Genomic DNA, 24,444 nt, shown 5'->3' on the forward strand with positions numbered 1-24,444 from the left:
TCAGCTAAGGCCCAAATCCATCAAGGCCTGAATATCGCCCTGCGAAGTGCCTGCAACAATGCGGCCCAATTCCTCGTCGCCGCGCAAGACCACCAAGGTCGATCTGCGCGGGATTTGCAGCCTTTGGGCAAGCTCACCCGTCCCGTAAGTATCCCAATCAACACGAATAAAGGTCATGGCGCTGTCATAGGCTGAATTGGCTCCGCGCAATTCTTCGACAACACGATCCTGCGCGCGGCAGGTCGAACACCATGGCGCAAAGAAATCTACGAAAACGGTCTCACCACGGGCAAGATGTTCATCCACCAGACCGGGGGTGTAATCGATCATGCTGGCAAGCCCCATGCGCGGCAGAACCAGAGCTGAACCAGCCAAAAGCATCATATGTCGTCTGTTCATAACAAGCCTCCTCAAAGAATAACGGATAGGTCCTGAAGCCAGATGGGCAATACATCCAATAACCAAGCTTCAATGACATAGACAAAGCGCGTCAGGATCGCGACGCCCACCAAAATGAAACTCACACCAAGGATCGGTTTTGCCTTTTCGGCGATGCGACGCAGGGCGGCTTGGCGGCGCTGCAGCGCAGTCCGCGCGCCATAGGCAAGGCCCATCATCACCGTGCCGATCCCCAAAGCGAAGGCCAGCATCGTAAAGCTTACCGACAGCAAATCCTGCCTTTGGCTGGCAAGCGATATCGCACCGCCAAGGGTCGGGCCGACACAAGGGGTCCAAACTGCGCCAAGGAGAAGCCCGCCGATGAACTGCCCCTGCCAACCCGAATTCCCCGCAAGCGTCCCGATCTGCCGATCAGCCCCTTCAGCAAGACCCGCCGTCGCATAGGCGAACCGCTCAGAGAATTGCGGCACCAGCAGCACAAAGCCAAAGCCGATCATCAAGATCGCGCCCGCCTTGGATATCGTTTCTTCGGTAATCCCAACCAGATGCCCGAAGGCAGTGACGGAAACGCCAAGCGTCACAAAGGACAGGCCAAGCCCTGCGGCCAGCGCAATCGGTCCCCAACGGCTGGCCTGCAATGCCGAGGCCAGAACAATCGGCAAGATCGGCAATACACAAGGGTTGATCAGCGTTAGCAGTCCAGCGCCATATGCAAGAATAAATTCCATGAAACCCATCTGCAGCGACAGCGCATAAAAGTCATCAAACCTTTGCGTGAGAAAATGTTACGACCGCACCCGCGAAAGCTGCACGGCCAGAATACCACCCGCGATGATGATCACCCCGATGATATCCGCGAAGGTCAATGCCTCGCTCAAAAGCACCGCTGCAATCACAACACCGAAAAACGGGTTCAGAAAGTGGAAGGTCGCAGCACGGGTCGCCCCGATCTGCCCGACAAGGACAAACCATATCCAAGTGGCAAACAAGCCCGGTGCGAGGGTGGTATAAATAAACGCGATCACCAGCGGCCATGACCATGTAACAACCCATGTCTCAAAAACAGCGGCAGGCGGGATCAAGGCAACACTGCCCACCAGCATCTGCAATCCGATAACGACCCACAGATTGCCACCATTCGAAGACGCGCCGCGCATGGTCAGGGTCGCAACAGCCAAGGCGACAGCGGCAATCATACAAAGCATGATGCCAACAGGGTCCGTGCCGCCACCAAAGCGCTGTGCCATAATAACAGCTACCCCTGCAAAACCTGCCACAAGCCCCACCAGCCCAAGCAAGGGCAGCTTTTCACGAAAGATCAGCCAGTTTGCAGCGCCCACAATAAGCGGCATGGTCGAGGCGATGATCGCAGCAAGCGAGGCCTCGACCGTTTGCATCGCCACGAAGTTCAGCCCCAGATAGAGCGAGTTCTGGCAAATCCCGAAAACGATGACAGAGATCCATTGCGAGCGTGTGAGGCGAAAGCTCTGCCCCAGCATTGCACCCACTGCCAGCGCAAGACCGCCTGAGATTGCAAAGCGCAGCGCAAGCGCCATCAGCGGAGGAGCGGCCTCAACGATGACCCGCGCGGATGTAAAGGCTGATGACCAGATCAGCGCGAAAAGCAGCCCGATACCGATTGCGCGAAGATCCATGTCAGCGTCCTTTTGTTCCAAAAGCAAAAGGGCCGCCCGTGGCGACCCTTCGCAATAGCATACGGAAAGGCAATTAGCCGTTCACGCTGTCCTTGAGAGCCTTCGCAATGGTCATTTTGACCACTTTGTCAGCGTCCTTCTTGATCTGCTCGCCAGTCGCAGGGTTACGTACCATGCGCTCAGGACGCTCACGGCAGTAGATTTTGCCAACACCTGGAATGGTAACGGCGCCGCCGCCCGAAACTTCGTCGCTGATCACGGCGGTCACTGCGTCGAGTGCTGCGGTTGCTGTTTTCTTGTCGCTACCCATCTTGTCAGCCAAAGCTGCAACGAGTTGGGTCTTTGTCATTGGTTTCTGTGCCATTTACTTATTCCTCTGTTCTGCCCGAACCCTAGGGTTCGTTGGCAAGAAAATAGCCTCATATTGTGGATCAACACAACGATTAGTGTGTTAATATTATGCAAATCTATGTCTTTTTGCGAATTTTTCCGCTCAAAGAAAGGCCGTTTCCTCAAAACTACGGAGTTTTCGGCTGTGCAACCGCTCTAAAGGCATCTCGCGCAACTTTTCCATAGCCCGAATACCTATCGAAAGATGCCGCGCAACTTGGTCCTTGTAGAAGGCCGACGCCATGCCAGGCAGCTTCAATTCCCCATGGAGCGGCTTATCCGAGACGCATAACAGCGTTCCATAGGGCACGCGGAACCTGAACCCGTTCGCGGCGATGGTCGCACTTTCCATATCAAGCGCAATCGCGCGGCTTTGGCTGAGCCGTTGCACTGGCCCCGAATGATCGCGCAATTCCCAGTTGCGATTATCGATCGTGGCAACAGTGCCTGTGCGCATAATCCGCTTCAACTCGTAGCCCGAAACATCACTGACATCGGCCACGGCCTCTTCCAAGGCAATTTGAACCTCGGCCAATGCAGGGATCGGCACCCAAACCGGAAGATCGGCATCCAGCACGTGATCTTCCCGCAGATAGGCATGTGCCAGAACATAATCCCCAAGCCGCTGCGTGTTGCGAAGGCCTGCGCAATGCCCGACCATCAGCCAGACATGAGGGCGCAGCACCGCAATATGATCAGTCGCGGTTTTCGCGTTTGACGGACCCACGCCGATATTGACCAAAGTAATGCCAGCACCGCCCTCCCGCGTCAGGTGATAGGTCGGCATCTGGGGCATTTTCAGCGGTGTAGGAAGCTCCTGATCCGTCTCGGTGATCTCGTGGTTTCCAGGCCCCACCAGCGAGACATACCCGCTCGACTTATCTTTCAAAGCTTCACGCGCGAAGGCGATGAATTCTTCCACATAGAATTGGTAATTGGTGAAGAGGACATGGTTCTGGAAATGCTCGGGCTGGGTCGCGGTGTAATGGGACAGCCGCGCAAGCGAATAGTCGATCCTTTGCGCCGTGAACGGTGCCAGCGCGCCCGAGCCATCCTCATGCGAAATACTCATGCCATTGACGATGTCATCATTCGTCGTCCCGAGATCGGGAACATCAAAAGCATCGCGCAAGGGAAAGGACATCGCCCCATCCTGCGGGATTTGCACCGCATCATCATTGAGCACGGCAAAATGCACGGGGATCGGCGTCATTGATGGGCCGATCTGAACGGCAACGCCGTGGTTTTCGATCAAAAGCGCGATCTGCTGGCGCAAATAATATTTGAACAAATCAGGCCGCGTGACTGTCGTGGCATAGGTTCCGGGTTCAGCCACATGTCCGAAGGACAGGCGTGAATCGATCTGGCCATAGCTTGTCGTGGTGATGCGGATTTCAGGATAAAAGGCGCGGAACCTTTTCTCTGGGGCGTCGCCTTGGACGACCTCACTGAATTTCTGGCGCAGAAAGCCTGTCGCGTCTTGATACAAATCCTGAAGATAGAGCACGGCCTCTTTTGCATCTGTGAAACTGCGCACAGATTGCTCAGGCGGCATTTCTACGGCGTTGTATTTCGAAAAGACTGTCATTCATCCTGCCCGTTTTATGACATGCACAAAGTCGCAATTATCAGGTTTGTGTATCAAGACCGTGGTGAGATTTGCGCTTTACCCAAGTCTTTCACTGGCCACGCCCCTCCGCAAGACAGAATTCAAATGCGCTATCCGTGCAGCGCTGCCTTGCGCATCTCCTCATAGAAGGGGAGCGCTTGATCCAGTAAAGGGCGGTAGGCTTCGGGCAATTCCGGCGTTGGCCCTTCAGGCCCCGCAAACCCCGATGAGCGATGCACCGCCCCATACCAATGCGCTGCCCAAACACCATCCTCCGCCAAACCACCCGAGGGCCAGTGCAGCATCTGAGGCTCGAAGGAAATGCCGATCTCACCGCAAAGCGAGCGGAGCATCTTTTCGGGGTTTTGACGAATATCGAAGCTGTCGATCACAGGGCCCGGCAGCTGTTTCCATAGCGCATGTTGCTGCGCAAAACCGATATCTTCCATGGTGACCAGATCGCGCTTTGCGGCATAGCTTGCGATGACACGGGCAGGATGGCGCAGCAGATGCACATTCACGCACTCACTCGCCCAATCCAGCGCGAACCCGTCGATCATGTGATGGGGCATATGCTTCATATACCAATGCGTTTTCTGATCAGGCACGGGGCCTGCGCAACGCTTGGCAATTTTATCGGGGTCGGTTTCATGGGCCGCCAAAATCTCGGACGTCATCGGGTGATCTTGGCCTGTTGCCGCCAGATAGGGGGCATAAAACGGCTCATCCCAGACCGCGCAATCCCCACGGGCCGCAAAACTATACATCATCGCAGTCGACAGGTTTCGCGGGCCTGACCACATGGCGATCTTTGTCATGATCGGGCCACCAATGCTTTGTACAAATCGCGAATGCGTTTGGTCATCGGGCCCATCTCCCCCTCACCGATCATACGCCCGTCGATCTCGCTGACAGGGGTCTGGGCACCAAATGTGCCTGTCAAAAAAGCCTCTTCAGCGGAATAGGTTTCAACAAGGCTGAAATTCTTTTCAAACACAGGAATGCCATCAGCGCGGCAGACATCAATCACCTTTTGGCGGGTGATCCCGTTCATGCAGTAATCTCCTGTGCTGGTCCAAACCTCACCTTTGCGAATAATGAAAAAATTGCAGGCATTGGTTGTGTTCACAAAGCCATGGATATCCAGCATCAAGGCCTCATCCGCGCCCGCCTTTTCCGCCGCGATACAGGCAAGGATGCAATTCAGCTTGGAATGCGAGTTCAATTTCGGGTCCTGCGTCATTGGCAGGCCGCGCAGATGCGGAACAGTGGCCAATCGGATCGGGCGCGGGATCGAGGGGCAGGAATGCTCCATGATGATCACCACAGTGGGCCCTGAACGCGATAGCGACGGATGCTGGAAAGGCCGCATCTTCACACCGCGGGTCACCATCAAACGGGCATGGGCATCCGAGTGCATCTCATTGGCGGCACGGGTCTGCTCCAGCGCCTCTTTGATGCCTGCCCTATCCATCCCGATATCCAGATCGATGGCTTTGGCGGCTTCGAACAGGCGGTCGATATGCTCGTCCAGAAAGGCCCATTTGCCATCGTAAAGGCGCATCCCTTCCCAGACACCATCGCCAAGCATGAAGCCGCTATCATAGACGCTGACCAAAGCCTCGGCTTTGGGTTTAAGCGCGCCATTGACCCAGATCAGAATAGTCTCGTTTCGGGCATCATCTTCGGCCTGATGGGTGGTCACCATCGTAAACTCCTCTTCACTCAATCGTGACCTCACACGGACGTGGCTTGTATTTCAATGCCCTTCCGCATGTCATGTGCATATTCCGTTATGAGGAGACATCCGATGACCCGTCTGCCTGGACAACCGAAATTCAAGACCATTGCCTTGGCAATGGCAATCGCAGTTGGAGCCATGCTTCAACACGGCGCGGCCCATGCGCGTGATATTCAGACAACCGTTCTGGCGGGTGGCTGTTTCTGGTGTATCGAGGCCGATTTCGAAAAGGTCGATGGGGTGATCGAGGTTGTCTCGGGCTTCGCAGGCGGCACGGTGCCCAATCCCAGCTACCGCGAGGTGGTTGGCGGTGACACAGGTCATCTGGAAGTGGTCGAGATTACCTATGATGCCGATCAAGTCAGTTATGAAACTCTCTTATCTTTGTTCCTGCGCTCGGTCGATCCAACGGATTCGGGCGGCCAGTTCTGCGATCGCGGCTTTAGCTATACCACGGCAATCTTCGCACAAACGCCGCAGGAGCGGGCCAGCGCCGAGCGCGCGATTGCGCAGGCACAGGCCGATCTTGGCCAAAGAATCGTTACGCCCATCCGCGATGCCGCGCCCTTTTATCCGGCCGAGGATGCCCATCAGAATTATTACCGTGGCAATGAGCTGATCCTGACCCGCTTTGGTCCGCGCCGCAAATCTGTGGCCTATGAACTCTACCGCGATGCCTGCGGGCGCGACCAGCGCGTGGCCGAGCTTTGGGGAAATGACGCCGCCTTCCTTAACTAGGGGCAGCGCCCTGTTTTAGAGAAACGCGCCAGCATTGTTGCGCAGAACAATCTCGATCACATAGAGGCCGAGGATCACGATCAGCGGTGCCAGATCCAGCCCACCCATTGCAGGCAGGCGGCGGCGGATCGGGCCATAGATCGGCTCAAGCAATTGCGACAGGCCGTTCCAGATCTGGGCCACAATAGGCTGCCCCATATTCAAAACACCGAAATTGATCAGCCAGCTCATGATGATATGGGCAAGAATAATGAAGAACGCCACGTCGATCAGCAGCATGAGGATCATGAAAATCGAAGTCATCTTATGTGCAGTCCTTTGTTCAATTCTATCTTTGTTCAGCGCAGAGGTAAGGGCGCAAAGGCCAAGCTGCAAGCACCGTGATGACGTGACGCGCGCTTTAACCCCGAGAAATGATTGCAAAATGTCGCTGAACTGAGGAGTGTAGCGCTCAAAGGCCTCAAGGCGGGCCTAAGGGGGACGTGATATCTTGGAACGCAATATGCGCAAACGCATTTGGGGCTGGTGGGCATTTGATTGTGCCAGCCAACCCTATAACACACTCCTCCTGACCTTCATCTTTGCACCCTATGTCACAGAAATACTGGCGGATGGTTCGGCCGCGCAAACGGCATGGGGCTATGGCGTAGGCGGAGCGGGATTGCTGATCGCGCTATGCGCGCCGATCCTTGGGGCCATCGCCGATCATTCAGGCCGACGCATGCCGTTCATCTGGGTATTCTCGGCCATGTATGTGATCGGCTCGGCAGGTCTTTGGCTGGCAGCGCCCGACAGTTTCAACATCGTGCTGGTGCTCTGCCTCTTTGCGATCGGTTTGATCGGGATGGAATTTGCCACGATCTTCACCAATGCACTACTGCCAAGCCTCGGCCCCGCGATCCAGATCGGACGCATCTCAGGGTCAGGATGGGCGGTCGGCTATTTGGGTGGTTTGGTGTCCCTGCTTTTGATGCTCGCGTTCTTTGCCGAGAACGCTGAGACGGGCCTGACGCTGATTGGAATAGACCCAATTTTCGGGCTGGACCCGAGCGCTCGTGAAGGCACGCGCGCCGTAGGGCCGCTGACCGCGATCTGGTTCATCATCTTCATCATCCCCTTTTTCCTCTGGGTGAAGGAGCCACGCAAGCCAGATGCCATGCCGATCAGCCGCGCGATCAAAACCGCATTGCCGAATCTCAGCGTCTCTCTCAAAGCCCTGCCCAAGAACCGCAGCCTTTTTGCCTATCTGGGCTCCTCGATGTTTTACCGTGACGCTTTGAACGGCATGTATACCTTTGGCGGCATTTACGCCGCGGGCGTTCTGGGGTGGAGCGTTGTGGATGTTGGCACCTTCGCCATCCTCGCCGTTTTGACGGGGGCCGTTTTTGCGTGGCTCGGTGGCAAGGCCGATGACCGCTTCGGCCCCAAGCCAATGATCACCTTCAATGTCCTTCTCCTGACATGTGTCGCCATCGGGATCGTCTTCACCTCCCGCGAGAGCGTTTTTGGAATTGCCGTGGCAGAAGGCTCCAATATTCCCGATCTCACCTTCTATGTCTTGGGAGCATTGATCGGTGCGGGCGGCGGAATGCTGCAAAGCTCCTCTCGGCATATGTTGGTGCGGCAGGCCGACCCTGCCAAAATGACCGAAAGCTTTGGCCTTTATGCATTGGCAGGCAAAGCCACCTCTTTTGTGGCGCCACTGCTGATCGGGGTGACAACGCAAATCACTGGCAGTCAGCAGCTTGGCGTCAGCCCTCTGATCGCCCTCTTCCTTATTGGCCTTGTTCTGCTACTCTTTGTGCATCCAGACCCTCAAGGCACGCAAAAGGGACAAGCTGACCATGCGGTTTAACCTGCGGACAATCTTAACCTCTTTGGCAGTGGTAACACTTGCTGCATGCGGAACCCCGTCTGGGACTTCAGGTTCATCCAGCAGCGCCAACCTGCCACCGCTCACGGTAACCCAATCCAGCCAGCAAGCCCGCCAAGTCTTTGGCTATATTGACGGCCCAAGCCAAGATGCCCCCGCCGCCTATGGCGGATATGCCCGTGGCTGTGTTGCAGGGGCCACTGAGCTGCCTGAAACGGGCCCGACATGGCAGGCCATGCGACTGTCGCGCAACCGCAACTGGGCCCATCCCGAAACGATTGATTTCGTGCAAGACCTCTCGCGCGAGGTTGCGCGCAGCACCTCATGGTCTGGCATCTATGTCGGCGATATGAGCCAGCCTCGGGGCGGCCCGATGTTGACGGGCCATAGAAGCCATCAATCGGGTCTTGATGCCGATATCTGGCTGCGTCCCGCCCGTGACCTGACACTGAGCGAGACAGAGCGCGAGAATATCTCCTCCATCTCCATGCGCCGCGCAAGTGGCGCTTATGTGAATAGCGAGTGGACGGAAGATCATTGGCGCGTTGTCCGCGCTGCCGCCCGCGACCCACGTGTTGCGCGGATTTTCATCTTTCCAGGCGCGAAGGTCTGGATGTGCGATAATGAAACGGGCGACCGCTCCTATCTGCGCAATATCCGCCCTTGGTACGGGCATCACTACCATTTCCATGTGCGCCTAAGCTGCCCTGCGGGATCACCGGGTTGTGAAAATCAGGATAGACCGCCTGCAGGCGATGGCTGTGACGAGGCGCGGCAATGGGTATCCAACATCCTCAATCCGCCCCCCCCTGATCCAAACGCACCGCCCCCCACACCGCGCCGCGAATTGACCTTGGGAGATTTGCCCCGCCAATGCGCCGCTCTGGTGGAAGGCTGATTTTCAGGATATAGGTTGCATGAGGGCGGCCTTTTGAAGTTCAAGACTTCAGCCGCTTATAGTTCAAGCACTGGTGGAGACCTATCTGCCCGGAATTTTCCCGCGCTTTGAACCCGCGCCTTCCCAAGCATCCATTGCGGCCAAGGCCTCCTCGGCGGTCTCCACGAATTTGAACAGTTTGAGGTCATCCTGCGCAATTGTGCCTGCCTCGACCAATGCCTCGAAATTTATGATCTTGCGCCAGAAGCTTTCGCCGAACAGAAGGAAGGGCACCTGCTCCATACGTCCTGTCTGGATCAGGGTCAGCGCCTCAAAAGTCTCATCAAATGTGCCGAACCCGCCCGGAAATACCGCGATAGCGCGGGCGCGCATCAGGAAATGCATTTTGCGAATGGCGAAATAGTGAAAATTGAAACAAAGCTCGGGCGTCACATAGGAATTCGGCGCTTGCTCATGCGGCAGCACTATCGACAACCCGATTGAACGGCCCCCCGCCTCGGCAGCACCACGATTGCCGGCTTCCATCACACCCGGACCACCGCCCGTGGTGACGATCCAATCGCGGCCACCTGCGGCAATGCTGCGCTCGGTGACAGCTTTGGCGAAAGCGCGGGCTTGCTCATAATAAATCGACATATCCGACAAGGTCTTGCTGCGCCCCTCAATTCCGGGCTGAGGGATGCGCGCACCACCAAACAGAACCACGGTGCTGTCCACACCCGCCTCGTTCAACCCCATTTCGGGCTTGAGCAATTCCAACTGAAGACGCACGGGGCGTAATTCGTCACGGCACAGAAAATCATCATCGGCAAAAGCCAGACGATAGGCAGGCGCTGCGGTCTGCTCAGTCAGTGGAATACCACCAACCGCTTCCATATCCTGATGTGCTCCGCGAAACAGACGTTTGCCGTGATCTTCTTTCATTCTTTCCTCCAAGGCCCTGCGAGGATATAGGGCATGCCAAATGTAGATCACACCATATCCTCGGGGGAAAGCATGTCGAACGCTGCACTTGAAACCGCAATCGAAGCCGCATGGGAGGCCCGTGACGGGATCACCCCCGCCACCACAGGCGAAACACGCGATGCTATCGAGCAAACTTTGAACGCCCTTGATAGCGGCGCCTTGCGCGTGGCCGAGCGTGGCGATGATGGCACTTGGCATGTGAACCAATGGGCCAAAAAGGCCGTTCTTCTGGGCTTCCGCCTGAAGGACATGGAGTTGCAATCCGGCAGCCCCCAAGGTGGCAATTGGTGGGATAAGGTCGATAGCAAATGGAAAGGCTGGGGCGCGTCTGAATGGCAAGAGGCAGGCTTCCGTGCTGTGCCGAACTGCGTTGTGCGTCGCTCGGCCTATATCGCGCCTGGCGTGGTTTTGATGCCCTCCTTTGTGAACCTCGGGGCCTATGTCGATAGCGGCACCATGGTCGATACATGGGCCACGGTCGGCTCCTGCGCGCAGATCGGCAAGAATGTGCACCTGTCAGGCGGTGTAGGCATTGGCGGCGTGCTCGAGCCTATGCAGGCAGGCCCCACCATCATCGAAGACAATTGCTTTATCGGCGCACGCTCGGAAGTGGTTGAAGGCTGCATCATCCGCGAAGGGTCGGTTCTGGGCATGGGCGTGTTCATCGGCCAATCCACCAAGATCGTGGACCGCGAGACAGGCGAAGTCATGTATGGCGAGGTGCCACCATATTCCGTGGTTGTCGCGGGCTCCATGCCATCAAAGAACGGCGTGAACCTCTATTGCGCGGTGATCGTCAAGCGCGTGGACGAGCGGACACGCTCCAAGACGGGCATCAACGAGCTGCTGCGCGACTGATCGAACGCGTTTCGAATAAACACTTTGCGGCGCGGCCTTACCTTAGGCCGCGCACGCCACCCAGCACCATATCGGTGACCAGATCGGCATAATCCGCGCGGCTGATCCCGCGCTCGGGTCGGTGCCACATATAAAACCAGTTCAACATTCCAAAGACGGTCATCGTCACCTCGCGCAGGCGCCCGTCCAAATGCGAAGGCTCCAGCGCGTCAAGGGCCGCGCCCATACGGCGAACGATCTTGCGTTGTGCCTCGATCAAGGGGCGTTTGAGATCATCGGGCAGCGTCTCCAAGGCGTCCAGTTGCAGCTTATGTTCGGCATCTGCATCCTGATATTGCATCAAAATAGCATGGATCAGACGGCGCAGAACCTCCTCAGGCGTCCCCTTTCCCGAGACAGTTTCTACAACCTCAACCAAAGCGCCTAGATAGACCGACAGGATATCAAAAAGCAGCGCTTCCTTGCTGTCATAGTAATGATAGATCAGCGCCTTCGACACGCCACAGGCCTTTGCGGCCGAAGCCATTGAGGCGTGACCATAGCCAAGCGCCGCGAAATGCAGCGCGGCGGATTTGCGGATTGCATCGCGCTTTTCTTCATGGTTGCGCGCAAGTCCTCGCGGCATCGGCTTAGCCCTTTGGCCGTTTGTCGATAATGCGCACGGCCTTTCCTTGGCTCCGCTCCACCCCGCCTGTGCCATGGGGCATGACGGTCACGGTAACCCCAACGCGGTCCTTGATACGCGTCTTGAGATCAAGGCTGGCTTTCTGCGCATCGCCCGAGGCCTCGACATGCACCAGCATCTCATCCATCCGCCCCTCGCGTCTTAGCTCGATCTGGAAATGCGGCGCGAGGCCCTCGACGGCCATGATCTGTTCTTCGATTTGCGTGGGAAACACATTCACGCCGCGCAGGATAATCATATCATCCGAGCGGCCCGTGACCTTTTCCATCCGCCGCATGGACCGCGCCGTTCCTGGCAAAAGCCGCGTCAGATCGCGGGTGCGGTAGCGGATGATCGGGCAGGCCTGTTTGGTCAGCGAGGTGAAAACCAGTTCACCCTTTTCACCCTCGGGCAGAACCTCACCTGTCACAGGGTCAATCACTTCGGGGTAGAAGTGATCCTCCCAGATATGCAGGCCGTCTTTGCTCTCGACACATTCATTGGCAACGCCGGGTCCGATGATTTCGGACAGGCCATAAATATCCACGGCATGCATATCAAAGGCCTGTTCGATCTCCTCGCGCATGGCGTTCGTCCAAGGCTCTGCTCCGAAGACACCAACCTTGAGAGGGCTTTTGCGCGGGTCGAGGCCTTGGGCGCGATATTCATCCAAGATCGACAGCGCATAGGAGGGGGTCACCATGATGGTCGAGGGGCGAAAATCCTCAATCAATTGCACCTGCCGCGCCGTCATCCCGCCTGAAACAGGCACAACCGTGCAGCCCAGTTTCTCGGCTCCGTAATGCGCGCCCAAACCGCCCGTGAACAAGCCATAGCCATAGGCGACATGCACCATATCCCCCGCCCGCGTGCCCGCAGCGCGCAGCGAGCGCGCGACCACGCTGGCCCATGTATCGATATCACCCGCCGTATAGCCCACAACCGTAGGCTTGCCCGTTGTCCCCGAGGAGGCATGCACCCGCGCGATCTGGTTTTGCGGAACCGCGAACATCCCGAAAGGGTAATTCTCGCGCAGATCCTGCTTTACCGTGAAGGGGAATTTGGACAGATCAGAGAGGCTTTTCAAATCATCGGGATGCACACCCGCCGCATCAAACCGCGCCTTGTAATGGGCCACGTTTTGATAGGCATGGCTCAGGCTCCATTTCATCCGCTCAAGCTGGAGCGCCTCAATCTCGTCGCGGCTGGCAATCTCGATCGGGTCTAGATCGGATGTCTTTGGTGTCAGGTCTTCCATGTCAGGCCTTCTCTTCCTCAAAATGGGTGCCATCAATGATGCGTGAGGCTCCACGAAACAGGGCCACCTTGCGCCCGTCTTCGCCTGTCACCGTCACATCGGTAATCCCCGAGCGCCCGCTGAGCGAGACCTCCCGAGCCTCGGCAACCAAGGTTTCACCCTGTTTTCCCGGGCTGAGATAGGTGATGGAATTATGCTGTGCGACAGCAAGGCGGTTATGGCTATTGCAGGCGAAGGCAAAGGCCGAATCCGCCAAGCTGAAGATAACCCCGCCATGCGCCATGCCATGCCCGTTCAACTGGTCATCGCTCAGCGTGATGCTCATCTTCGCCCAACCGGGCCCGACCCCGTCCAGAGAAAGGCCAAACCATTTCGAGGCTGCATCTGTTGCCCACATTGCTTGGGCCGAGCGTTCAGCGCGGATTTGTGGTGTCATGTCGTCTCTCCCTTATGTTCAACCTTGACGCAAACCCGACCGATCGGTCAAGACTGTTGCAAAGGGAGACTCAAAAAATGCTCGATCTTCAATCCTATGCGGCAGGGCACTGGATCCAGCCTGACCAAAGCGCAAGGCAAATGTATTCAGCCGTCACAGGCGAGGCCGTGGCACGTGGCGGTGCCGCGCTGGACATGCAGGCCATGCTGGATCACACAACCCGCCGCGGCGGCCCCGCCCTGCGCGAGATGGATTTTCATCAACGCGCCAAGATGATAAAGGCGCTGGCCAGCTATCTCAATGACCGTAAGGAAGAGCTTTACGCCTTGAACGCCATGACAGGCGCGACCCGCGCCGATGGCTGGATCGATATTGAAGGTGGCATCGGCACGCTGTTTGTCTTCGCCTCAAAGGGGCGGCGCGAAATGCCCGAGGGGCATATCTATGTCGATGGCGGCTTGGAGCAGCTTGGCAAGACCGGCCGCTTTCTGGGGCAGCATGTGGCGGTCCCCCTGCAAGGCGTGGCCGTGCATATCAATGCGTTCAACTTCCCCGTTTGGGGCATGCTGGAGAAACTGGCCCCCTGTCTGCTGGCAGGCGTGCCCGCCATCGTGAAACCCGCCACGGCCACCGCATGGCTGACCGAGGCCTGTTTCAAAATGATCATTGCGTCAGGTCTTTTGCCTGAAGGGGCCGTGCAGCTTGTGGTCGGCCAAACAGGTGATCTGCTGGACAGGCTTGGCCCGCAGGATGTGGTCAGCTTCACAGGCTCGGCTGATACGGCGTTATTGCTTCGCTCCAACCAGAATATCCTGCGCCAAGGCACCCGCTTTATCGCCGAGCAAGACAGCCTCAACGCATCTATCCTCGGGCCCGATATCACGCCTGATGCCCCTGAATTTGAGCTGTTCATCAAGGAAGTCACCCGCGAGATGACGACCAAGGCAGGCCAGAAATGTACGGCAATCCGACGGATCATCGTGCCAGATACTATGATGGATCAGGTCTCGGATGCGCTGAGCGCGCGGCTGGCCAAAACCCGCATCGGTGACCCCGCGCTTGAGACAACGCGAATGGGGGCTTTGGCGGGGGCCAACCAGAAAGCGGATGTTCTGGAGCGTGTCGCACAACTTCGCAGCGAGGCCGAAGTGATCTTTGACGGGCAGCACCTACAGATTGATGCCGCTGACCCCGATAAAGGGGCCTTTGTGAAGCCCATGCTTTTGCGCAGCACTGATCCTGATGCCGCAAGAGTCATCCATGAGGTAGAGGCCTTTGGCCCCGTCTCGACCTTGATGCCTTACCGTGACCTGCCCCATGCCACCAAACTGGCCAATCAAGGGGGTGGCAGCCTTGTCGCCTCGGTCATCACCCATGACCCAAGCGTGGCACGGCAGATGGTGCTGGCCTCGGGCGCGTGGCATGGGCGGCTTTATTTCAATGATCGTGACAGCATGGCTGAAAGCACGGGGCATGGCTCGCCCATGCCGCATCTGATCCATGGCGGGCCGGGACGGGCTGGTGGCGGCGAGGAAATGGGCGGCATCCGTGGTGTTCTGCATTACATGCAGCGCGTGGCCGTGCAGGGCAGCCCCGATATGATCCAAGCCATCACCGATCAATGGGTGTCTGGCGCACAAGAGATCACAACCGAAACCCACCCGTTCCAGCGTGTCTTTGACGAGATCACGATTGGCGAGACGCTGAGAACCGAGAGCCGCAAGATCAGCCTTGAGGATATCGAGCATTTTGCCCATTTCACGGGCGATACCTTCTATGCGCATATGGATGAAGAGGCCGCCCGCGCGAACCCCTTCTTCCCCGGACGGGTGGCGCATGGCTATCTGCTTCTATCCTTTGCGGCAGGGCTGTTCGTGCAACCCGATCCCGGCCCTGTTCTGGCCAATACTGGCCTCAATGCCCTGAGCTTTCAAAAACCTGTCAGCCCCGATGACCACCTATATGTGCGCCTGACAGCCAAACGTAAAACGCGGCGCACAGCGGATTATGGCGAGGTGGCTTGGAACGCGACCCTTTATAATCAGGATGAAGAACAGGTCGCCGAATATGAGCTTTTGACGATGGTGGCTTTCACCCGCTAAAGCTGCGGGATGGAATTGAACCGCATCATCGAGACATATTTGCACGATCAGGGGCGGTTGCGCGTCTGGTCGCTGATTGTGACCGTGCTTGGCGATATGGCCGCACCTCGCAAGGCCGCGATGCCGACGGCACGTCTCGGGGTATTGCTGGACGCGATGGGGGTGGGGCGACCCGCCCAGAAAACCGCATTGTCACGCTTGGTCAAAGACGGGCTGGCCCTGAGGGAGAAAACGGGCCGCACCAGCGCCTATCGTTTCTCCGAGGCGACTTGGGGCGAAACCATCAAGGTCGAGCCTTTGATCTATGCCGATCCTGATACCGCCGATCCGCAAGACTGGGTGATCGCCCAATCTGACGCCCCCCGCGGGCTGCGCCTGACGGGCGGGTTTGGTCTTTGGCCAGCCGATCAGGCGCCGCAAGATCTTGGCTTTGCGCTCAAAGGTGAGATTATCACAGGCGATCTGCCACCCGCCGTGATCGCGCAGGATCATCAGACCGAGGCTTTGGCCCTGACACAGCTCTGCCATGGGTTAGAGGGTTTTGAAGGCACATCGCTGGAGCATGCTGTTGCGCGTGTTGTTCTGATCCATCGCTGGCGGCGCTATGTGCTGCGCTTTCCCAAAGTGCCCCAAATGTTGGCCGAGCAAGACTTTGCGGGAACTGAGTTGCCTGCGAAGGTGGCACGCATTTATCGCGCGTTAAGTGACGGCTCGGATGTGTGGCTTGGCGAGGCAGGCGAGGGTTACGGCCCGATGCCCCCAAAACCCGCCACCGCACAGACCCGCTTTGGGCTTTGATCAAAAGGGTTACAAAAATTAATTGATTTTTGTTTTTTCGTAACCCAATATAACGCATCCCTCACTCGGAGAAGATGCAATGTATTCCCAAGGATTGCTCGGCGCGGATAGCCGCTCGGAAGAAACGCCAGAATTTCTGGCGCGGTTTCAGGCCCGCATTGACGCCGATGAAAAGATCGAACCCAATGATCCGATGCCCTCGGGCTATCGCAAAACGCTGGTCCGGATGATGGGCCAGCATGCGCATTCGGAAATTGTGGGAATGCTGCCCGAAGGCAACTGGATCACGCGCGCGCCCTCGCTCAAGCGTAAGGCCGCCTTGCTCGCCAAGGTGCAGGATGAAGGCGGGCATGGTCTCTATATCTATTCTGCCGCGGAAACCCTTGGGGTGAGCCGCGAGGAGATGACCGAAGAATTGCATGACGGACGTGCAAAATATTCCTCAATCTTCAACTACCCGACCCTGTCTTGGGCCGATATCGGCACGATTGGCTGGTTGGTCGATGGTGCAGCGATCATGAACCAGATCCCGCTTTGCCGCTGTTCCTATGGCCCCTATTCGCGCGCCATGATCCGCGTTTGCAAGGAAGAGAGCTTTCACCAAAGGCAAGGCTACGAGATCGTCATGACGCTTGCCCAAGGCAGCGCCGAGCAGAAAGCCATGGCGCAGGATGCATTGAACCGCTGGTGGTGGCCATCGCTGATGATGTTTGGGCCACATGATTCCGACAGCCAGCATTCGGACCAATCCATGGCGTGGAAGATCAAGCGGTTCACCAATGACGAGCTGCGCCAGAAATTCATCGACGCCACCATCCCGCAAGCCGAATATCTGGGTTTGAGCGTGCCTGATCCTGATCTGAAATGGAACGAGGCCAAAGGCGGCTATGATCACGGGCCGCTGGATTGGGACGAATTCTGGCGTGTCGTCAAAGGCGGCGGGCAGATGAATATCGACCGCGTGCGTGACAGGAAAAACGCTTGGGAGGAGGGCGCTTGGGTTCGGGAAGCCGCGCGCGCCCATGCCGAGAAGCGCAAAGCACGCAAAACCGCGCTGGCGGCAGAATGAGGGGGCGAGGGGCCAGCCCCTCGCGCTCCCCGAAGTATTTTTGAAGCAAAGAGGTCAAGGATATGGTTGAGGCAACATCCCTGTGGGAAGTGTTCATTCGCCCGCGCAACGGGTTGAGCCATAAGCATGTGGGCAGTCTACATGCCGCCGATGAGGTTTTGGCCCTTCAAGCCGCGCGCGATGTCTATACGAGGCGCGGCGAGGGTGTATCGATCTGGGTGGTGCCATCGGTTGCAATCACCGCCAGCGACCCCGATCAGGCCGGTGAGAATTTTGACCCCACAGCCGAGAAGATTTATCGCCACCCAACATTCTACGATATCCCAGATGATGTGGGGCATATGTAATGGCCCTTTTTGATGCTGTTCTGGAATTGGCGGATGATCACCTGATCCTTGGGCATCGGGTTTCGGAATGGTGCGGGCATGCGCCGATGTTGGAAGAAGATCTGGCCATGCCCAATATGGCGCTGGATATGATCGGCACTGCGCGCACGCTTTATGAGCATGCCGCGTGTTTGGAGGGGAAGGGTCGCAGCGAAGATGACCTTGCCTATTTGAGGGTCGAGCGAGAGTATCGCAATCTCTTGCTATGTGAGCGTCCCAATGGGGATTTTGCGCAGACCATGCTGCGGCAACTCTATTTTGCGGCTTTCATGGAACCTTTTTGGAAGGCGTCATTGGAGAGCAGCGACAACGTGATCCGAGGTATTGCCGGCAAGGCCGTCAAGGAAATGGCCTATCACATCAGGCATGCGGGTGAATGGGTGATCCGGCTTGGCGATGGCACAAGCGAGAGTGCCGCGAAGATGCAGGCCGCTGTGCAGGAATTGCACCGCTATACAGAGGAATTATTCGAGGAAAGCCCTGCTTCCGCTGAGGCGGTTGAAAAAGGCATCCTTCCCGCGCGCACTGATATGCGCGGCGAGTGGCAGCGCGTTATCGATATGGTGTTCAGGGAGGCCCTTTTGGAGCAGCCCGAAATCGGTTTTCCACAGACAGGCGGGCGGGGCGGGCTCCATGGTGAATGCCTCGGGCATCTCTTGGCGGAGATGCAATATCTGCAACGCGCCTATCCGGGCGCGCAATGGTAGAGGTGTTGGATCAGGCCCGCGCTTGGGCGGCGGCAGCGGCGGTGCCTGACCCCGAGGTGCCCTGCGTCACTGTTGAAGACCTCGGCATTTTGCGCTCGGTCGCCTTGGTTGACGGGGTTGCGATTGCGCGGCTTTCACCGACCTATTCGGGCTGTCCCGCAGTTCTGGCAATTGAGATGGCGGTCGAGGCCGCATTGCGCGATGCGGGGTTCGACGCAAAGACCGAGCGCGTCATGTCCCCCCCATGGACCACGGACTGGATCACGCCAGAAGGCCGCGATAAGCTGCGCGCCTATGGCATCGCCCCCCCCGTGGGACCCGTTGGAAAAGGCGCTCTGTTCGGGGAAGCCCAAGTGACCTGCCCCGCCTGTGGGAGCCGCGAGACCGAGCGTTTGAGCGAATTCGGCTCAACCGCCTGTAAGGCACAATATCGCTGCACTGCCTGCCTCGAACCTTTCGACTATTTCAAATGTATCTGAGGGCCGCCGATGTTTCATGACCTGACCTTGCAAGATGTTCGGCACGAGATTGAAGATGCCGTGGTGCTTGTGTTTGACGCATCCGAGCCCGCTTTCAAATGGAAGCCTGGTCAATACCTGACCCTGAGGGCCGAGGTTGGTGGCCAAGATATCCGGCGTTCCTATTCCATCGCCTCGCTGCCTGATGAGCCGCTTTGTGTCGGGGTCAAACGGGTTGAGGGTGGGGCCTTCTCAAGCTTTGCGCAGGCGCTGGAGGTTGGCGCGCAAATTCAGGTCATGCCGCCCGAGGGGCGCTTTGTTGATCCTGGATATGAGCGATTGATCCTGATCGCGGCAGGCTCGGGCATCACGCCGATGGTCTCGATTGCGGGTGCTGCCTTGGCGCGGGGGGCCGAAGTGACGCTTGTCTATGGGAACCGCCGCAGCGACACGATCATGTTCCGCGCGACCTTGGAGACCCTCAAGGATCGCTATCTCAACAAATTCACCTTGATCCATATCCTCAGCCGCGAAGCCCAAGACGTGCCTTTGCTGCATGGGCATATCGATGGCGACAAGCTCGCGCGTCTGGCGCAAGCGGGTGCGATTGATCTGGCAGGGGCTGATGGTGTGTTTCTGTGTGGCCCGAGCCAGATGATTGACGGGGTTCAGAAAACGCTCCTCAAGCTTGGGGTGGATCAAGACCATATCCATCATGAGCGGTTCTTCGTTGAGGGTGCGCCTGTGCCTATAAGGCCGTCCCTGCCCGCCGAGGGAGGGGTGGCCAATGGCGTTGAGTTGGACATCATCCTTGACGGGGTGCGCAAACAGCTTCGGGTTGAGGAAAGCGATGCAACGGTTCTGGACGCCGCCGAGCGACAGGGGGTGGAGCTTCCCTATTCCTGCCGCGCGGGGATGTGCTGCACTTGCCGCTGTCGTGTTGCAGAGGGCAGCGCCGAGATGGCGGTGAATTACTCCCTCGAATCATGGGAGGCGGAGGCTGGGTTTGTCCTTGCCTGTCAAACGCGCCCAACAAGTGAGAAACTGGTTCTGGATTTCGACGACGTTTAACGAAAGCTTAATAATTGCATCTATTGTTTGGCGAAGCGGGACAATCTTGTCGGTTTCGCCATCATTGGTCCCAATTACTCGCGTTTCTCTGTTTCCGTGTCATTAACGATCCCTAGTATTTCCTGCCTTTGACCTAAGACTTTCCGCAATCGTGCCGTATTTGGAAACGATGCTGCATCTCGAAGCATAACTGAATGCAAGGAAGATCAATGGACCGGTTAACGGAAATGGAGGCCTTCGCGACAGTGGTAGACCAAGGTGGTTTCACTGACGCAGCCCGCAAGATGGGGATTTCGAAATCCGCCGTCTCGAAGCATGTTTCGAGCCTTGAGAGCCGATTGGGTGCACGCTTGTTGAACCGCACGACGCGCCGCGTCAATCCAACCGAAATCGGGCTTGCCTATTATGACCGCGCGCGCCGTGTTCTGAATGATGCAGGCGAGGCTGATGCGCTTGTCACCTCGATGCAAACCGCGCCCTCCGGCCTGTTGCGTTGTTCGATTGCGACCGATTTTGGTGTGAACCATCTTTCGCCGGTTCTGGGTCAATTCCTGCATGAATACCCCGAAATTACGGTCAATATGGTTCTCAATAACCGCTTTGTAGAACTGATCTCTGAAGGGTTCGATATGGCGATCCGTGTCGGAGAACTGGAAGACAGTTCGCTGCGCGCAAGGAAGATTTGCGAAACCACGCATCGCATGATTGCCTCGCCGAAATATTTTGAAACCCATGGCAGGCCCGAAAAGATTGATGACCTGAACGAGCACAAGCTGCTGCACTATTCCAACCAAGCCAGCGGCAATGTCTGGAAGGTCACGGCCCCCTCGGGTGAAAAACGCCAAGTCCGCACAGCCGGCTCCTTGACGGTAAATGATGGGCAGTCGCTCTTGAACGCTGCGGTCGGTGGTCTCGGGATCGCTTACCTCCCAAGCTATCTCTATGCCGATGCGGTGCGCGACGGCCTTCTGGAAGAGGCAATCCCTGAATTGCCGATCGATATTCAGGGTGTCTATGCCGTCTATCCTCCGGGCCGTTATACCCAGCCCAAGGTCCGCGCTTTCATCGATTTCCTCGTAGATCAATTCAAGGATAAGGGTCCTATCAACTGGTAGGACAGGTATCCGCCCGTCAAACGGGAACAGCTTTATGCCGCTCGTCCTGCTTCTTGGCAGGCGCGACTTGACCCGGTTTGCACATTGCAAGCCGGGTCCCTTTTATTCTGTGTTGAGCAAAATCGCCTCGACGCGGCGGTTGGCTTGGCGCCCCTCTTCGGTTGCATTCACTGCACGTGGCGCAAGATAGCCAACCCCTTCCGCCGCCACCTGTTCAGGTGCGACCCCCAAACGATCAATCAGATGAAGGCGCACCGCATCCGCGCGCGCACGTGACAGAGCGATATTCGCATCAAGCGAGCCTTGCGCATCGGTATGACCAACAAAGGTGACCCTGCGGGTCGGGTCTTGTTGGAGGATCTCGGCGATCTCGGTCAAAACGGGGTAGTCAGCACCAGAAAGCGAGGACAGGCCCGTATCAAAAACCAGATCATCAAGGCTGGCCCGTCCTTGGGTCAGCAACTGCTCTGCAACGGGCAAGGCGGCATTCGACAGATCAGGGCTGCGCGTGGAAAAGGTTACTGTGCTGCCCTCACCAGCGGCAGGGCCCACTTGCGCCACATAGAGATAGGCCCCCTGCCCCCCGCGCGATGCAAGAATTTCGATGTAATCCACCCCTTCATCCCCTGCGCGTTCGGCGGACAGGTAGATGTAGTTGCCAAGATCCACATGCATGACAGGTTCACGCGGCACATCGCGAGCAAAACGAAAATCAAACCCGCCGCAAACATCCGCCTGACAGCGCAACCGCGTTTGATAGCCCTCAGTGGTCAACATCTCCTCGATCGGGGCAAGCAATTGCGACACCGTTCCCGTGTAGGGGGCGATGCGCCAGACGGTTTTGTTCAGGATGCCCGCAACTGCCAAGGTCTCGATGCCTGCGTCCTCACGCCAAGCTCCGGTTGCGATATCGTATTCGCCCCTCTCCTGAACATCATTCAGCACCGTTTGCGCCACAGGCGGCAAGGGCAGATCCAGCGCGACAGCGGGGGCCGCCAGCCCAATCGCAAGGGCGATATATAGGCTTGCGCGGATCACCGATGCGCGCCGTGGTAGTCTGCATTGGGGCGCATATCTACAGCCGATGCCATGCGGTTTGTCATGTTGAAGAAAGACGCAACAGCGGCGATATCCCAGATATCACGATCCGAAAAATCATGTTCGCGAAGCGCCTCGCGATGGCTCTCTTCGATGCGGTGGCTTTCCTCGGTCATCATCACGGCAAAATCCAGCATCGCCCGCTGGCGCGGCGAGATATCAGCCACGCGGTAATTCATCACCAAGGCCTCGCCCAATTCAGGATTGCCCGATAACTCGCGCACAGCCGCACCATGGGCCGTCAGGCAATAGAAGCATTTATTCACCGAAGACACCGCCACCGCGATCATCTCGCGCTCCAGCTTGCTCAGGTTGCTCGCGCCCAACATCAGGTCATTATAAAGCGCCGTGAAGCTGTTCAGCTTGTCCACGTCAAACGCATAGGACAGCAAAACATTGGGGATCATCCCCAATTTGTCCTGACAGATATCGAAATATTTCTGCGTCGCCTCGGGCAGCGGATCGACAGGCGGCAGGTTCAATGCGGTTGGTTGGGTCATGATGCCTCGGGGTGAATTCTGTAGTGATACTGTCCCACAGGTTGGAACCCCATGGAAGCATAGAGCGCATTGGCCGGCAGATTCTCGCGTGTGGTCACAAGCGACAGGAAGGCCGCGCCTTGGGTCTGCGCCCATTGCGCCATCGCATAAACCATGTATCGCGCAAGCCCTTTGCGGCGATGCTCGGGCTTAGTCTCCAAAGCATGAAGCATCGCCACATCTTGATGGATCGCGACATAGCCTGTGGCGGCAGGATGATCCTCTATTCTGCCAAATAGAGACGTTTTTACGCTTTCGGAACGCTCCATCACTTGGATGCGCGCGGGACCAATGCCGCCCTCCTCCCATATCTCCAACTGCACGGCCAAGGGTGGCCAGATGTCATAGGCTTTGGCTGATTGGACGTCAGGCTTCACAATGTCGGAAAGCCGCGCGGCATAAAGCGTCACTGGGTCTTTGATGACATAGCCAAGCCCTTCAAGAGCCACATCCAATGCATCATCACCATCACGGATCATGAACAATTTGGGCTGGCCTAACGCCGCCATCGCAGATTCCACCTCGGCGATATCGGAGGCGCTGGCCTGACCCTCGGCCAAAGTCGCCGAAGACACACGGCTTCCCCCGCCTTGGCCGTCACGGATCGTCCATTTCCCAACCCGCAACGTTCGGGCGGCTGGCCAAGTCGCCTCGATCACCTCATAGAGCGTCTGCGCCGTAGGCTGCATCCTTAGCCAGCCTCTGGGAAGATCGCCGCCAAAGCCGAAATGACCTGATCAATCGCCGCGCCATCCGAGGAGCGCACAACAATATTCGCCCCATAGGCGCCATTGCGTTGGTAAGGGTAGGAGCCGATGGAGACCTCTGGATGCGCTTCGGCCAATTCCCCCAATGGCCCCGCGATATCGCCCTCACCGCGCGGCACGTTCAAACTTTGCGACAAAAGCGGCTGGCCGCCCGTCAGGCTTGGCAGCACCGAGGCCACCATGGCCTGAAACACCGATGGCACCCCCGCCATCACATGCACATTGTTCAGCGTGAAGCCCGGCGCGGTGGAAACCGGATTATCGATCAGGCTTGCACCATCTGGAATGCGCGCCATGCGCAAACGGGCCTCGTTCAATTCTTGGCCTTGGCGGTCATAATGGGCCTGCAACAAAGCGCGGGCATCATCGCGAATGCCACATGGCACGCCAAAGGCATCCGCAATCGCCTCGGCGGTGATGTCATCATGGGTGGGGCCGATCCCGCCCGATGTGAAAACAGTGTCGAACCCGCTGCTTAGAGCCTGAACAGCCGCTACGATTGCCGCGTGATCATCCGAGACAATGCGCACCTCAGCCAAGGTGATGCCATGCTTGGTAAGCTCGCCCGCAAGGTGATGCATATTCGCATCCCGCGTGCGCCCTGACAGGATTTCATCCCCTATCACCAACATTGCTGCAGTAGGGTTATCTGTCATCTGCGCCACTCCTTGTGTCGATACATGCTCGGGTATAAGTCCGCTCGGACAGGCTTACAAATCGAAGTTTGACCGAAAAGGCTGGAAAATGCGTTCTTTCCACCTATCTGAGGTGACTTGGATAACCCTTCGTATAGCGTTAAATGCAAAGGTGGCTCCTTCAGACCGGAGCATAGGACAGACAAAACAGGCG

At 57.4% G+C, this 24,444-nt stretch carries 28 protein-coding genes; 12 read left to right on the forward strand and 16 right to left on the reverse strand.

Annotation, left to right across the window (positions count from 1 at the left end; all coding sequences use genetic code 11):
- From ACTYEO_RS05465 to ACTYEO_RS05495, 7 genes are all read right to left on the reverse strand, one after another.
- A complete protein-coding gene (locus tag ACTYEO_RS05465; protein WP_449322707.1) occupies positions 1-399 on the reverse strand; it encodes a thioredoxin family protein in 399 nt (132 codons plus the stop codon).
- An 11-nt stretch (positions 400-410) separates the two neighbouring features.
- Positions 411-1,127, reverse strand: coding sequence for a cytochrome c biogenesis CcdA family protein (locus tag ACTYEO_RS05470; protein ID WP_449322708.1), 717 nt, complete (start codon positions 1,125-1,127; stop codon positions 411-413).
- A 57-nt stretch (positions 1,128-1,184) separates the two neighbouring features.
- Positions 1,185-2,054, reverse strand: a complete 870-nt coding sequence (locus ACTYEO_RS05475) for a DMT family transporter (protein ID WP_449322709.1) — start codon at positions 2,052-2,054, stop codon at positions 1,185-1,187.
- A gap of 73 nt (positions 2,055-2,127) precedes the next feature.
- A complete protein-coding gene (locus tag ACTYEO_RS05480) occupies positions 2,128-2,418 on the reverse strand; it encodes an HU family DNA-binding protein (protein ID WP_449322710.1) in 291 nt (96 codons plus the stop codon).
- A gap of 129 nt (positions 2,419-2,547) precedes the next feature.
- Positions 2,548-4,032, reverse strand: coding sequence for an AMP nucleosidase (locus tag ACTYEO_RS05485; protein ID WP_449322711.1), 1,485 nt, complete (start codon positions 4,030-4,032; stop codon positions 2,548-2,550).
- A 131-nt stretch (positions 4,033-4,163) separates the two neighbouring features.
- Positions 4,164-4,871, reverse strand: coding sequence for a sulfotransferase-like domain-containing protein (locus ACTYEO_RS05490; protein WP_449322712.1), 708 nt, complete (start codon positions 4,869-4,871; stop codon positions 4,164-4,166).
- A complete protein-coding gene (locus ACTYEO_RS05495; protein WP_449322713.1) occupies positions 4,868-5,761 on the reverse strand; it encodes a D-amino acid aminotransferase in 894 nt (297 codons plus the stop codon). The genes ACTYEO_RS05490 and ACTYEO_RS05495 overlap by 4 nt, the downstream gene beginning before the upstream one ends.
- A 102-nt stretch (positions 5,762-5,863) precedes the next feature.
- On the opposite strand from ACTYEO_RS05495, the gene msrA reads away from it, so the two are divergent.
- Entirely contained in the window at positions 5,864-6,532 is a 669-nt protein-coding gene (gene msrA / locus ACTYEO_RS05500) for a peptide-methionine (S)-S-oxide reductase MsrA (RefSeq protein ID WP_449322714.1), read from the forward strand.
- A 15-nt stretch (positions 6,533-6,547) separates the two neighbouring features.
- Here the strand turns inward: msrA and ACTYEO_RS05505 are convergent, their stop codons facing one another.
- A complete protein-coding gene (locus ACTYEO_RS05505) occupies positions 6,548-6,835 on the reverse strand; it encodes a YggT family protein (protein WP_449322715.1) in 288 nt (95 codons plus the stop codon).
- A 199-nt stretch (positions 6,836-7,034) separates the two neighbouring features.
- Between ACTYEO_RS05505 and ACTYEO_RS05510 the strand changes: the two genes are divergently transcribed.
- A complete protein-coding gene (locus ACTYEO_RS05510; protein WP_449322716.1) occupies positions 7,035-8,387 on the forward strand; it encodes an MFS transporter in 1,353 nt (450 codons plus the stop codon).
- The gene (gene mepA, locus ACTYEO_RS05515; RefSeq protein WP_449322717.1) at positions 8,377-9,303 is read left to right on the forward strand and encodes a penicillin-insensitive murein endopeptidase; all 927 of its coding nucleotides are present in this window, start codon (positions 8,377-8,379) and stop codon (positions 9,301-9,303) included. The genes ACTYEO_RS05510 and mepA overlap by 11 nt, the downstream gene beginning before the upstream one ends.
- 81 nt (positions 9,304-9,384) lie before the next feature.
- Here mepA and ACTYEO_RS05520 read toward each other — a convergent pair whose 3' ends face one another.
- On the reverse strand, positions 9,385-10,227 hold the full coding sequence (locus ACTYEO_RS05520) for an LOG family protein (RefSeq protein ID WP_449322718.1): 843 nt from the start codon (positions 10,225-10,227) through the stop codon (positions 9,385-9,387).
- 72 nt (positions 10,228-10,299) lie between these two features.
- Here ACTYEO_RS05520 and dapD point away from each other — a divergent pair, with 72 nt between their 5' ends.
- Positions 10,300-11,127: a 2,3,4,5-tetrahydropyridine-2,6-dicarboxylate N-succinyltransferase gene (gene dapD, locus ACTYEO_RS05525; protein ID WP_449323000.1), complete on the forward strand. Its 828-nt coding sequence runs from the start codon at positions 10,300-10,302 to the stop codon at positions 11,125-11,127.
- Between the two features lie 37 nt (positions 11,128-11,164).
- Here the strand turns inward: dapD and ACTYEO_RS05530 are convergent, their stop codons facing one another.
- Genes ACTYEO_RS05530 through paaI form a run of 3 tightly spaced genes read right to left on the reverse strand, consistent with a single transcriptional unit; the run spans position 11,165 to position 13,485 of the window.
- Positions 11,165-11,752, reverse strand: coding sequence for a TetR/AcrR family transcriptional regulator (locus ACTYEO_RS05530; RefSeq protein WP_449322719.1), 588 nt, complete (start codon positions 11,750-11,752; stop codon positions 11,165-11,167).
- Between the two features lie 4 nt (positions 11,753-11,756).
- Positions 11,757-13,049: a phenylacetate--CoA ligase PaaK gene (paaK, locus tag ACTYEO_RS05535; protein WP_449322720.1), complete on the reverse strand. Its 1,293-nt coding sequence runs from the start codon at positions 13,047-13,049 to the stop codon at positions 11,757-11,759.
- 1 nt (position 13,050) lies between these two features.
- Positions 13,051-13,485: a hydroxyphenylacetyl-CoA thioesterase PaaI gene (gene paaI, locus ACTYEO_RS05540; RefSeq protein ID WP_449322721.1), complete on the reverse strand. Its 435-nt coding sequence runs from the start codon at positions 13,483-13,485 to the stop codon at positions 13,051-13,053.
- Between the two features lie 77 nt (positions 13,486-13,562).
- On the opposite strand from paaI, the gene paaZ reads away from it, so the two are divergent.
- The 8 genes from paaZ (at position 13,563) to ACTYEO_RS05580 (ending at position 21,191) form a co-directional block, all read left to right on the forward strand.
- Entirely contained in the window at positions 13,563-15,587 is a 2,025-nt protein-coding gene (gene paaZ, locus ACTYEO_RS05545; RefSeq protein ID WP_449322722.1) for a phenylacetic acid degradation bifunctional protein PaaZ, read from the forward strand.
- Positions 15,588-15,596: 9 nt separating this feature from the next.
- A complete protein-coding gene (locus ACTYEO_RS05550) occupies positions 15,597-16,385 on the forward strand; it encodes a PaaX family transcriptional regulator C-terminal domain-containing protein (protein ID WP_449322723.1) in 789 nt (262 codons plus the stop codon).
- A gap of 79 nt (positions 16,386-16,464) precedes the next feature.
- Complete coding sequence (paaA, locus tag ACTYEO_RS05555) at positions 16,465-17,454, forward strand: 1,2-phenylacetyl-CoA epoxidase subunit PaaA (protein WP_449322724.1); 990 nt, start codon at positions 16,465-16,467, stop codon at positions 17,452-17,454.
- Between the two features lie 62 nt (positions 17,455-17,516).
- Positions 17,517-17,801 carry a 1,2-phenylacetyl-CoA epoxidase subunit PaaB gene (gene paaB / locus ACTYEO_RS05560; protein ID WP_449322725.1) on the forward strand — a complete coding sequence of 95 codons (285 nt, stop codon included), beginning with the start codon at positions 17,517-17,519 and terminating at the stop codon, positions 17,799-17,801.
- Positions 17,801-18,547, forward strand: coding sequence for a 1,2-phenylacetyl-CoA epoxidase subunit PaaC (gene paaC / locus ACTYEO_RS05565; RefSeq protein WP_449322726.1), 747 nt, complete (start codon positions 17,801-17,803; stop codon positions 18,545-18,547). Before paaB ends, paaC begins: the two co-directional genes overlap by 1 nt.
- A complete protein-coding gene (paaD, locus tag ACTYEO_RS05570) occupies positions 18,541-19,026 on the forward strand; it encodes a 1,2-phenylacetyl-CoA epoxidase subunit PaaD (protein WP_449322727.1) in 486 nt (161 codons plus the stop codon). Before paaC ends, paaD begins: the two co-directional genes overlap by 7 nt.
- A 9-nt stretch (positions 19,027-19,035) precedes the next feature.
- A complete protein-coding gene (locus ACTYEO_RS05575) occupies positions 19,036-20,076 on the forward strand; it encodes a 2Fe-2S iron-sulfur cluster-binding protein (protein ID WP_449322728.1) in 1,041 nt (346 codons plus the stop codon).
- 209 nt (positions 20,077-20,285) lie between these two features.
- A complete protein-coding gene (locus tag ACTYEO_RS05580; protein ID WP_449322729.1) occupies positions 20,286-21,191 on the forward strand; it encodes a LysR family transcriptional regulator in 906 nt (301 codons plus the stop codon).
- 102 nt (positions 21,192-21,293) lie between these two features.
- Here the strand turns inward: ACTYEO_RS05580 and ACTYEO_RS05585 are convergent, their stop codons facing one another.
- The 4 genes from ACTYEO_RS05585 to ACTYEO_RS05600 are packed head-to-tail and all read right to left on the reverse strand — an operon-like array spanning position 21,294 to position 24,251.
- Positions 21,294-22,229 carry an OmpA family protein gene (locus ACTYEO_RS05585; RefSeq protein WP_449322730.1) on the reverse strand — a complete coding sequence of 312 codons (936 nt, stop codon included), beginning with the start codon at positions 22,227-22,229 and terminating at the stop codon, positions 21,294-21,296.
- Positions 22,226-22,789, reverse strand: coding sequence for a peroxidase-related enzyme (locus ACTYEO_RS05590; RefSeq protein WP_449322731.1), 564 nt, complete (start codon positions 22,787-22,789; stop codon positions 22,226-22,228). The genes ACTYEO_RS05585 and ACTYEO_RS05590 overlap by 4 nt, the downstream gene beginning before the upstream one ends.
- Positions 22,786-23,517: a GNAT family N-acetyltransferase gene (locus tag ACTYEO_RS05595; RefSeq protein WP_449322732.1), complete on the reverse strand. Its 732-nt coding sequence runs from the start codon at positions 23,515-23,517 to the stop codon at positions 22,786-22,788. The genes ACTYEO_RS05590 and ACTYEO_RS05595 overlap by 4 nt, the downstream gene beginning before the upstream one ends.
- Before the next feature lie 2 nt (positions 23,518-23,519).
- Positions 23,520-24,251, reverse strand: a complete 732-nt coding sequence (locus tag ACTYEO_RS05600; RefSeq protein WP_449322733.1) for a competence/damage-inducible protein A — start codon at positions 24,249-24,251, stop codon at positions 23,520-23,522.
- Positions 24,252-24,444 lie beyond the last annotated feature (193 nt).

This window comes from Rhodophyticola sp. SM2404, from assembly GCF_053570515.1.

Excerpts from the sequence above, each read along its gene's own strand:
- mepA (WP_449322717.1), top strand. The coding sequence starts at position 8,377 with ATGCGGTTTAACCTGCGGACAATCTTAACCTCTTTGGCAGTGGTAACA.
- ACTYEO_RS05495 (WP_449322713.1), bottom strand. The coding sequence starts at position 5,761 with ATGGTGACCACCCATCAGGCCGAAGATGATGCCCGAAACGAGACTATT.
- ACTYEO_RS05550 (WP_449322723.1), top strand. The coding sequence starts at position 15,597 with ATGGAATTGAACCGCATCATCGAGACATATTTGCACGATCAGGGGCGG.
- paaZ (WP_449322722.1), top strand. The coding sequence starts at position 13,563 with ATGCTCGATCTTCAATCCTATGCGGCAGGGCACTGGATCCAGCCTGAC.
- ACTYEO_RS05465 (WP_449322707.1), bottom strand. The coding sequence starts at position 399 with ATGAACAGACGACATATGATGCTTTTGGCTGGTTCAGCTCTGGTTCTG.
- paaC (WP_449322726.1), top strand. The coding sequence starts at position 17,801 with ATGGCCCTTTTTGATGCTGTTCTGGAATTGGCGGATGATCACCTGATC.
- ACTYEO_RS05480 (WP_449322710.1), bottom strand. The coding sequence starts at position 2,418 with ATGGCACAGAAACCAATGACAAAGACCCAACTCGTTGCAGCTTTGGCT.
- ACTYEO_RS05485 (WP_449322711.1), bottom strand. The coding sequence starts at position 4,032 with ATGACAGTCTTTTCGAAATACAACGCCGTAGAAATGCCGCCTGAGCAA.
- ACTYEO_RS05490 (WP_449322712.1), bottom strand. The coding sequence starts at position 4,871 with ATGACAAAGATCGCCATGTGGTCAGGCCCGCGAAACCTGTCGACTGCG.
- ACTYEO_RS05530 (WP_449322719.1), bottom strand. The coding sequence starts at position 11,752 with ATGCCGCGAGGACTTGCGCGCAACCATGAAGAAAAGCGCGATGCAATC.
- ACTYEO_RS05470 (WP_449322708.1), bottom strand. The coding sequence starts at position 1,127 with ATGGAATTTATTCTTGCATATGGCGCTGGACTGCTAACGCTGATCAAC.
- msrA (WP_449322714.1), top strand. The coding sequence starts at position 5,864 with ATGACCCGTCTGCCTGGACAACCGAAATTCAAGACCATTGCCTTGGCA.
- paaA (WP_449322724.1), top strand. The coding sequence starts at position 16,465 with ATGTATTCCCAAGGATTGCTCGGCGCGGATAGCCGCTCGGAAGAAACG.
- ACTYEO_RS05580 (WP_449322729.1), top strand. The coding sequence starts at position 20,286 with ATGGACCGGTTAACGGAAATGGAGGCCTTCGCGACAGTGGTAGACCAA.
- ACTYEO_RS05520 (WP_449322718.1), bottom strand. The coding sequence starts at position 10,227 with ATGAAAGAAGATCACGGCAAACGTCTGTTTCGCGGAGCACATCAGGAT.
- ACTYEO_RS05510 (WP_449322716.1), top strand. The coding sequence starts at position 7,035 with ATGCGCAAACGCATTTGGGGCTGGTGGGCATTTGATTGTGCCAGCCAA.
- ACTYEO_RS05590 (WP_449322731.1), bottom strand. The coding sequence starts at position 22,789 with ATGACCCAACCAACCGCATTGAACCTGCCGCCTGTCGATCCGCTGCCC.
- ACTYEO_RS05505 (WP_449322715.1), bottom strand. The coding sequence starts at position 6,835 with ATGACTTCGATTTTCATGATCCTCATGCTGCTGATCGACGTGGCGTTC.
- ACTYEO_RS05595 (WP_449322732.1), bottom strand. The coding sequence starts at position 23,517 with ATGCAGCCTACGGCGCAGACGCTCTATGAGGTGATCGAGGCGACTTGG.
- paaD (WP_449322727.1), top strand. The coding sequence starts at position 18,541 with ATGGTAGAGGTGTTGGATCAGGCCCGCGCTTGGGCGGCGGCAGCGGCG.
- paaK (WP_449322720.1), bottom strand. The coding sequence starts at position 13,049 with ATGGAAGACCTGACACCAAAGACATCCGATCTAGACCCGATCGAGATT.
- ACTYEO_RS05475 (WP_449322709.1), bottom strand. The coding sequence starts at position 2,054 with ATGGATCTTCGCGCAATCGGTATCGGGCTGCTTTTCGCGCTGATCTGG.
- paaB (WP_449322725.1), top strand. The coding sequence starts at position 17,517 with ATGGTTGAGGCAACATCCCTGTGGGAAGTGTTCATTCGCCCGCGCAAC.
- ACTYEO_RS05575 (WP_449322728.1), top strand. The coding sequence starts at position 19,036 with ATGTTTCATGACCTGACCTTGCAAGATGTTCGGCACGAGATTGAAGAT.
- dapD (WP_449323000.1), top strand. The coding sequence starts at position 10,300 with ATGTCGAACGCTGCACTTGAAACCGCAATCGAAGCCGCATGGGAGGCC.
- ACTYEO_RS05600 (WP_449322733.1), bottom strand. The coding sequence starts at position 24,251 with ATGACAGATAACCCTACTGCAGCAATGTTGGTGATAGGGGATGAAATC.
- paaI (WP_449322721.1), bottom strand. The coding sequence starts at position 13,485 with ATGACACCACAAATCCGCGCTGAACGCTCGGCCCAAGCAATGTGGGCA.